This is a genomic window from uncultured Muribaculum sp., assembly GCF_910583865.1.
GTDB lineage: Bacteria > Bacteroidota > Bacteroidia > Bacteroidales > Muribaculaceae > Muribaculum.
In genome coordinates this window covers 39,769-47,210 of sequence record NZ_CAJTYX010000023.1, presented here as the reverse complement: position 1 = coordinate 47,210, position 7,442 = coordinate 39,769, and the positions used below count along the sequence as shown (strand labels likewise).

4 protein-coding genes are annotated in these 7,442 nt (G+C 56.2%); 1 reads left to right on the top strand and 3 read right to left on the bottom strand.

What is annotated here, in order from left to right:
- Together QZ303_RS06755 and QZ303_RS06750 are read right to left on the bottom strand one after the other, a co-directional pair.
- Window positions 1-1,405: hypothetical protein (locus tag QZ303_RS06755; protein ID WP_295730924.1), on the bottom strand; the 1,405-nt coding region annotated here is incomplete at its 3' end.
- A 19-nt stretch (window positions 1,406-1,424) separates the two neighbouring features.
- On the bottom strand, window positions 1,425-2,315 hold the full coding sequence (locus QZ303_RS06750; RefSeq protein WP_295730921.1) for a hypothetical protein: 891 nt from the start codon (window positions 2,313-2,315) through the stop codon (window positions 1,425-1,427).
- 364 nt (window positions 2,316-2,679) lie between these two features.
- Between QZ303_RS06750 and QZ303_RS06745 the strand changes: the two genes are divergently transcribed.
- Window positions 2,680-5,961, top strand: a complete 3,282-nt coding sequence (locus QZ303_RS06745; RefSeq protein ID WP_295730919.1) for a helix-turn-helix domain-containing protein — start codon at window positions 2,680-2,682, stop codon at window positions 5,959-5,961.
- A gap of 158 nt (window positions 5,962-6,119) precedes the next feature.
- On the opposite strand, the gene metK is transcribed toward QZ303_RS06745, so the two are convergent.
- Window positions 6,120-7,406 carry a methionine adenosyltransferase gene (gene metK, locus QZ303_RS06740; protein WP_295730916.1) on the bottom strand — a complete coding sequence of 429 codons (1,287 nt, stop codon included), beginning with the start codon at window positions 7,404-7,406 and terminating at the stop codon, window positions 6,120-6,122.
- Window positions 7,407-7,442: the final 36 nt, after the last annotated feature.

Below are 7,442 nucleotides of genomic sequence, written 5' to 3'. Positions count from 1 at the left end.
TGGAATCGGTCCTATTTTTCAATCGCCCTCTAAAGTTTAGCGGACAGTAATAGTTGTAGATCGACATCGGTCTTGAGGACTGGAAATTGAATATGGCATTGGCGTTGGGGGCTACGATGTTTGCGACCGTGCAGCCTTTCATGCGGAAATTGTGGATGATCGCGGTTGCGTTGGTCTGGTGCCAGATCTGGCCGTTGCTCCATTTGGCGGGGAAGCGGCAGTTGATCATCGAGATTTCCTGTACTTCACACGTGGCCTGGTTGTTGAGGTAGAAGAAGCGGCTTGCGAGGCCCTTGAATTCGATATTCTCGAAATGTATGCGGTTGACATTGCCGCTTATGGTGTAGGAGTTCAGCGTAACTACCGCCTCGCTCTGCCCGTAGCCGGGAGTCTGGCCGAGGATCGAGATTGATTTGCTGATGGTGTTGGTGCTGGTGCCTCCGATCTTGTAGGCGGCATCGGCCTTGAGGAATATGCGTATTTCGTCGATTGACGGATCGGCAGCCTGGGCCTTGATCACATCATCGACCGACTCGCCGGGAGCGACATAAGTGTAGCCGTCGGGCACACGTACCTCGGTGGACGGGAACAGTGTGGATTCATTCCACTTCGTGGGTCCGATTACGATGTTGTAGTCGATGGTGACAAGCTCGTCGGGATTGTTGAGCATGAACTCAACCACGGTAGTGTCGTTGGGTGCCACCTTTATGGCTTCTTCACCCTGGAGTGTGCGCGATTTCACCACCTGCCCTGCGGCGTCGAGATAGTCGAGACGCACTTCAAGTGGGACATCGGCGCCGAGCAGCACGGCATCTTCGGTAAAGCCGACACCGCCACCCGTGGTCTCTTTCGTGCGTGTCAGCTCATATGGGTCTCCGAGCAGCACGGCGGCCTGCCCTACATGGTAGGCTGTGACGGGTGTGGTGAGGGTGGTGCGTATCGACGAATAGCTCTTGTCTGACTTCACGTCGGTGGCGCGCAGCCTCAGCAGGCCGGTGCGGGTCTTTAGGTGCAGTGTCATCGGATCGCCGGCGCTGTATGTCACCGGGTCGGAGATGGCGAATGTACGGCGTGTCTCCGGATCCTGCTCGATGATCTGGTCGTTGAGCGATGTGGGCGGAGTGAGGTAGTCGGCCTGCGTGGTGGCGAGCACGCGGTACTGCCCCTCGTCGAGCGAGAAGCGGAACGACGTGGAATAATTGTGAAGGTATGCCCCGTCGGCAGAATATATGAACAGGGGCTTGTTGGCAGTGCCGTAATATATGTTCCACGGCTCGCCGTCGAGTGTCATCTGTAGATCGCGCGTCACCGACGACTCGTAGGCCTCATCCTTGCTGCATGATGTGGAAATTAACGCGGCTGTGACAGAAAGCATCATGATGCCGCAATTGATATATCGTTTCATATCGTCTGGAATCGGTTGATTAGAAATCGGTAACGGTGACTGTCAGGGGTGATATGCCTGAACGTGCCCAGGGGGTGGTCACGAAGTTGATGTCGGTGACCGGCACTTTCAGTGTGTAGGCTCCGCCGGGAGCATAGACCGAGTTCACGTCAAGGTCGCTCGACGACGTGTTGACGACAGCACCACCTTTCATATAATTAAGGTATAGCGCACCGTTGATGTCGGCATTGCGCGTCTCGAAAGTATAGATCGTCGTGCCGTAGCGGGTGGAGGCGTCGGTGGTGACGGTCAGGTCGGCAGGCTGTGCCAACAACTTGCTCACGAGGTAGGAGTCGGCGACATTCCTGAAAGTGACATCGATGCGGTCGAAGTCCGACTGGGAATCGAGCAGGGCCTGTCCTTCCGGAGTATCGTTCTCGGCGGCGGCAAACGTCACCCTCGACACTACCCGGCGCAACTCGAGAGATACCGAGGCTACCGACTTGTCGGTGGCGAAACGCACGGGGCTTGCCAGCCACACGTCGCTCTCCGCACGTGGATCGAGATGGATCATCGCCGTCTCGCATGCCTCCTTGTCGGATATAGACGACGCGTTGGCGACGGCAAACGTCTGATAGGTCTCACCCAAAGGAAATTCGAGACTGAGCTTCGGATCTGCCACATCCACTTCCTTCTCCATGAAAAGGGCAGTGCCGCGACGTTCCACTTTATAGACATAGACAGAGAATTTCTGAATCCCCGCCTGCGCGAACTCCGCAGCCGAAGCACGGGAGAGTGCCATGGTCACGGTCGCACCGCCTGTGCCGGCATTGCCGCTATCGGCAACCGGAGCAATCACATCGACATCCTGTGAACAGGCTGTCAACACCACTGCCAGCCCGAGCATGGACTTTGATAGTGATTTGATCATGATATTATTGGTTTATTTGGTTTAGATTACTTTTTATGGATATCTGCATTGTTGCGGCGAATCGCCGCAGTGACCTCTTCCTCGGCAATAGTCGCCGGAAGCCTCAGTCACATGTGCAAAATTCATAAATAAAAAAGGAAGTCGGGGTGATTTTTTGACGCATTGGGCGTAAAATTAAAATTCTCCCTGTCGATACGAGCTATAACCATACATGATTTAACGTTTTAACATTCACTTATAACACTTATGCAAATTTAAATTTCCCTGCTGCAATTTGCAAATTATCTTTCGATTTCGTTACTTTGCATTCGACCTTTTTTACGAATTGCAGGGCTAATTATATATTTCACATTTCTACGCAGCCATGAACACCGCAGTGACAGGAACAGATTCTTCAACATATCGGGCATCACGTCCGGTTGCCACGGCAGTAATGCTCATAGCCGCAGCGACACTGCTCATAAACACCATTTGCGCGCAGCCTTATTGCCGGGTGCGCACATACCGCACGTCCGACGGGCTGCCGTCGCACAACGTGTCGCGCATAGTGCAGGATGCCGACGACATGATATGGGTGTCGACATGGAACGGACTGTCGAATTTCGACGGCGACAGGTTTATCAGCTATCGGTCGGGCGACGAGAACGGGACTCTGCCAACCAACCGGATCACATCCATATGGCCCGATTGCCATCGACGCATATGGGCGCACCTCTACGGCGAACTGCCTTATTATCTCGACACGTCTACCGGGAAGTTTATCGCTGTAAATGAGAATGTCGAGCGTAAAACGGGTGAGGACTACCATTGCAGGTCGATGTCGGTCACTCCTGCCGGAATATGGCTGATAGGATCTCGCGGGAAGCCGACGGTAAGGCTTGATGCCGCATCACCCTCCGACACATCGACCATGGAGGTGTGGAATTCGGCCCGCATGGCTGCCATCGGGGCAAAAAGGATCATAACGGTAAAAAGCACTCCGTCGGGTCAGGAATGGATATTCACTGATGCGGGTATAAATCTATATGGCAGAGATGTACATGCCGACGGCACATTCATGGAGCCGGTGGAGATCGACGGCAAAGACTTTTTCCTGACCAATGACGGGAGGACTTATGTCTACACCGGAGGAAAATTGTCGGCTCTTCCAGCCATACCGGGGCGTCCGTCGGTGCGTGCCGGACGGCGTTTCGGCGACAATCACCTGATGGCCGCCACATCGTCAGGAATAGCCTTGTTCGACACTGCCAAAAAACGGTGGAGCATTATATCATCGTCTGAAAACGAGGGAGTCTCCGACCTGTTCACTGATTCGAAAGGTCGCATCTGGGCATTTACCGATGGCGGAGACGTGCTGCTCACCAAAGCCGGACAAGAGCGTGCGAGCCGCATCGGAACCGAAGAAACAGCGACCCCTGTGACGGTGACACGCAAACCTCTGTGGATTGAAGATCCATCGGGCACAATATGGCTTGCTCCACGCAACAGGGAGTTCGGCTATTTCTGTGAGACGACGGGACGTATCCACCCTGTGCCCATCGTATCCCCCCAGCTTAACTACTCCGCTATCCCATCGATAGAACGATACTTTATCGACAACCAGTCGAACCTGTGGCTCAGCGGTGCGCATGACCTTACATGTGTGACGTTCGGGCGCAGAAGCGTGGATGTGCTCCCTCTCGAACGCAACGAGGAGGTGAGAGCGTTGAGCGTCAATCCCGACGGTACTCTTTTTGCAGGTACGGCCACGGGTCTGATAGGATGTTACGACCTGTCGGGCAATCTCAAAGGCTACCTGACGCAGGAATCCGGACGCGACGGCATCGTCAAAGCACGGATATCATCGGCCCGCAATCCCTTCGCCTACCGCATATACACACTGCTCACCGACTCGAAAGGTACTGTATGGATAGGGACGAAAGGGAAAGGGCTATACATAATCGAGCCTGACGGGCGTGTTACAAACCACCGCCGCACATCCGACCCCTATTCTGTGGGGTGCGACAGCATCTATCAGGTGATGGAGGATACACGCGGCAACATATGGCTCGCCACCTACGGGTCGGGGGTGCATATCGCCCGCCGCGACTCTGCCGGAGGCTACAGGTTCATCCATCGTGGCAATGACATGAACGGCTATCCGGCCGAAGGGTTCAACCGCGTGCGCCGAGTGGAGGAAGGCCCTGATGGTACGGTTTTCCTCTCGACAACGGAAGGTTTCCTCACCGTCGACGGCAAAGACCACCCCGCCTCAATGAAATTCTACCGTACAACCCATACGGAGGGGGATTCCTCATCGCTTTACACCCCCAACGTGATGCAGATACTCGCTGCAAGGAACGGCAAAATCTATGTAGCGACAATGGATGGCCTTCAGGTAGTGGCGGAACGCAATCTGCTGAAAGACAACCTTAGGTTGAAGCCTGTGGGGATAAGTGGAATCTCCGGGCGCGACAATGTGCTGTCATTGGGGGAGACTCCCGACGGACGCATCTATATTGTGCGCGAATCAGGTATCGTGGCATACAATCCTGTCACGGCCACCGACCGCACGCTGAGCCATACCGACAACGCCGAGTTCACCGAAGCGTTGCCTGCATATGACGGTCATACCATGTGGACCGGCGCGCTGAACGGTCCGGCGTTCTTCAATCCCGATGAAAAGATTCCCGGCGTGGAATCACCGGGTATTGTCATCACGCGTGTGCTCCACGGATCGCATCAACATCCTGACACCGGCCTTAATCCGTCGGAAATAACCATAGGGGGCAACGATCGTAACATCACAATCGAATTTTCCGCGCTCGACTATGCCGACCGGGGAAGTCTGCGCTACGCCTACCGCATCGATAACGACACTCTTTGGCGTACACTCGGCAACGAGGGGCGGCTTAAGCTTGGCCGTCTCTCGCCGGGAGTGCACACCCTGCATCTGCGCAGCACCAACAGCGCAGGCCGCTGGACCGGCAACGTCAGGGAGATAAAACTCACGGTAGAGCCTTCGTTCTGGGAATCGTGGCGCGGAATAGGTGTAATCGTGCTCATCGTGCTTGTCGTGGCCGGAGGTGCTGTCACCGTCTATCTGCTGCGCCGTGACAACGCCCGCATGTCGGAAATAAACGAACAGCAGCGCCGCACGCTTGAGGAAATCACGCGTGTGATGCACGAGCAGGCCGTCATGGCTCAGGCGGAACGCGAGGCGGAGGAGAACAGGCAACGCCACGACGACACACCGCCGGCTCCCGCGCCGCCCACACCCGATTACCGTCTCGCCTCACCGACAATAGTCGACGAGGATCAGGAGATGATGCAGCGGCTTTTGAAGTTCCTCGACACCCGCATCGGCGACGAGAACCTGAAAATAGAGGAACTTGCCGAAGCGGTCAACATGGGTCGCACGGTGTTCTACGGCAAGATAAAGTCGATGGTGGGGATGTCGCCGAGCGATTTCCTGCGCCGGCTTCGCCTGCAACGCGCCCAGGAGTTGATTGCCAACAGCCGCATGAGCTTTTCGCAGATAGCATTCGCCGTCGGGTTCTCCGATCCGAAGTACTTCACGAAATGCTTCAAGAAAGAGACCGGAATGACTCCCTCGGAGTTCCGCAACAAAAAGGAAACTGTCCCCGCCGATGCCCCCGAGTCCTGACCTCCTCGCACGGCGCACAATCCCGCACATATAATCTCGCACAGAGCATACGGAGAGCACAGAGAAAAAGGCAAAATTTTAAGCCATATCTCTGTGCTTTCCGTATGCTCTGTGCGATTATGAGAATCCCTGTGCGGGATTATGGGTCCTCCGTGTGCTTACAGGCCGAAAGCGCTGCGTACATCGTCGAGGCGGTCGAGTTTTTCCCATGTGAAAAGCTCTACCTCGCGCGACAGTCCGGCGACGCACTTGCTGTGCCATACAGCCTTGCAGGGCTTGCGGCCCACATGGCCGTAGGCGGCAGTCATCTGGTATATGGGCGCGCGCAGCTTCAGGCGTTGCTCGATGGCATGCGGTCGCATGTCGAATAGTTCCGCTACCTTGGCTGAAATCTCGGCATCGCTCATGGCCACCTTGGCTGTGCCTCGGGTGTTTACATAAAGGCTCACGGGGTGTGCCACGCCTATGGCATAGGCTACCTGTACGAGCGCCTCGCGCGCCACCCCGGCGGCGACCAGGTTCTTGGCGATATGGCGTGCCGCATATGCTGCCGAGCGGTCGACCTTCGAGGGATCTTTGCCGGAGAATGCGCCGCCGCCATGCGCGCCACGGCCGCCGTAGGTGTCGACCACGATCTTGCGGCCGGTGAGGCCGGTGTCGCCGTGAGGGCCGCCGATCACGAATTTCCCGGTGGGATTCACATGCAGTATAAGCTTGTCGTCGAAAAGGACGCGCAGATTGTCGGGGAGCAATGCCTTGACACGCGGTAGCAGTATGTCGCGCACGTCGGTGCGGATCTTGTCGAGCATCAGCTCATCGGCCTCGGCCTGCGACGCGGTGTCGTCGGCGGGGATGAACTCGTCATGCTGCGTCGACACAACGATGGTGTGGATGCGCACCGGCTCGTTGTCAGTGTCGTATTCGACTGTCACCTGGCTCTTGGCATCCGGCCGCAGATAGGTCATGTCGCGCCCCTCGCGGCGTATCTTTGCCAATTCCACAAGGAGCAGATGGCTGAGGTAGAGCGGGAGAGGCATATAGTCGGGGGTCTCGTCGATGGCGAAGCCGAACATCATGCCCTGGTCGCCGGCACCCTGCTCCTCCTTTACGGCGCGGTCCACGCCTCGGTTGATGTCGGCGCTCTGCTCATGCAGGGCCGAGAGTATGCCGCATGCGTTTCCGTCGAAACGAAGCTCGCTCCGGTCATAGCCTATGTCGGTGATCACCTTGCGGGCAACGGTCTGGAGGTCGACGTAGGCCTCGGAATTGACTTCGCCGGCTATCACCGTCTGTCCGGTGGTGACAAGGGTTTCGCACGCCACCTTCGAGTCCGGGTCCTGGGCGAGAAACTCGTCGAGAACGGCGTCGCTGATCTGGTCGGCTACCTTGTCGGGATGTCCCTCAGATACTGATTCCGAAGTAAAAAGATAATGAGTCCTGTCCATATTGCACATATTATATTACTGATTGTTCTATTCTAT

What these genes read in the sequence shown, in the direction of transcription:
- QZ303_RS06750 (WP_295730921.1), bottom strand. Translation starts at nt 2,315, where the DNA reads ATGATCAAATCACTATCAAAGTCCATGCTCGGGCTGGCAGTGGTGTTG.
- QZ303_RS06745 (WP_295730919.1), top strand. Translation starts at nt 2,680, where the DNA reads ATGAACACCGCAGTGACAGGAACAGATTCTTCAACATATCGGGCATCA.
- metK (WP_295730916.1), bottom strand. Translation starts at nt 7,406, where the DNA reads ATGGACAGGACTCATTATCTTTTTACTTCGGAATCAGTATCTGAGGGA.